The 1,467-nt window shown below is 46.6% G+C and carries 1 protein-coding gene; it reads left to right on the top strand.

Annotation, left to right across the window (positions count from 1 at the left end):
• Nucleotides 1-68 precede the first annotated feature (68 nt).
• Nucleotides 69-1,421 carry a lysine-sensitive aspartokinase 3 gene (lysC, locus tag R7O12_RS24660; RefSeq protein ID WP_276450409.1) on the top strand — a complete coding sequence of 451 codons (1,353 nt, stop codon included), beginning with the start codon at nucleotides 69-71 and terminating at the stop codon, nucleotides 1,419-1,421.
• Nucleotides 1,422-1,467: the final 46 nt, after the last annotated feature.

Here is a 1,467-nt window from a genome sequence, read left to right as displayed (position 1 = left end):
TTGCTCTGTTCCTTTCCTCACAAAACATTGGATGTGTATATTTTTTAGGAAGTCGTGGGAGAAACGCAGTGAGCGCATTTAACGTAGCTAAATTCGGTGGAACCAGTGTTGCCAACTTTGAGGCAATGAGTCGTTGTGCCACCATCATCGAAAACAATCCAAATACTCGCCTTGTTGTTAGCAGCGCTTGCTCTGGGGTAACCAACATCTTGGTAGAACTGGCCAATGGCGTTCAAGATCAGGAACACCGTGCTGAGTTACTAAAAAACCTAGCTGAGATCCATGATTCCATTTTGGCTCAATTGGAAGATGCGACAGAAGCCTCTTCAGAGGTGTACGGAATTTTAGATACCGTGACCAGCCTTGCAGAAGCCGCCTCAATTCAAGCAAACACCAAACTGACCGACCACCTTGTGGCATGTGGTGAGTTAATGTCGACGCACATTTTGGCGCAGCTCATGCGAGAGCGTGGTATCAATGCAGTACGATTTGATATTCGTGAAGTACTAAGAACCGACGACAACTTTGGTCGCGCAGAACCGAATGTCGAAGCCATTGCTCAACTAGCCCAAGAGAAGCTTATCCCTTTATGTCTTGATTCTGTCGTCATCACACAGGGCTTCATTGGCTCTGACGAAGAAGGCAATACAACAACGTTAGGCCGTGGTGGTAGCGACTACAGTGCAGCCTTGATTGCTGAAGGCGTGAAAGCATCTGGACTTGAAATTTGGACAGATGTTCCTGGTATTTACACGACCGATCCTCGCATCGCACCAAAAGCGTCACCAATCCCAGAGATCAGTTTTAGTGAAGCCTCTGAAATGGCTAACTTTGGCGCGAAAATATTACACCCATCAACACTAGTCCCTGCTCTGCGTCATGATATCCCGGTTTTTGTTGGCTCATCCAAAGAACCAGAAAAAGGCGGCACGTGGATTCGTCATCAAGTCGAAAGCTCACCACTGTTCCGCGCCCTCGCTCTGCGTTGTAATCAAACGATGGTCACTCTGCGTAGTGCGAACATGTTCCATGCGTACGGCTTCTTAGCAAAAGTATTTGAGATTTTAGCCAAGCACAAAATTTCGGTAGACCTTATCACCACATCAGAAATCAGTGTGTCACTCACACTGGATCAAACTGATACCTCAGGAGGCGCACCACAACTTCCTCAAGCAGCACGGGAAGAGTTGGAAGAGTTGTGTAAGGTCGAAGTAGAACATGACCTTTGTTTGGTAGCCTTGATTGGTAACAAGATGAGTGAACGTAAAGGCTATGCAAAGCATGTGTTTGGTACGCTAGAAGATTTGAACTTACGCATGATCTGTTATGGAGCAAGCCCTCATAACCTGTGCTTCCTTGTGAATGAGTCGGTGGCAAAGCAAGCCATTCAGAAGCTGCATACAGAGCTCTTCGAACAATAACATTGGTTTGTTCCTCAAGTGACCACTAACGTGGTTCAAAAAGCAT

The organism is Vibrio sp. Vb1574 (assembly GCF_033338675.1).
Note: the sequence above shows the minus strand (reverse complement) of the source record. Positions and strands in the feature narration are given on the sequence as shown.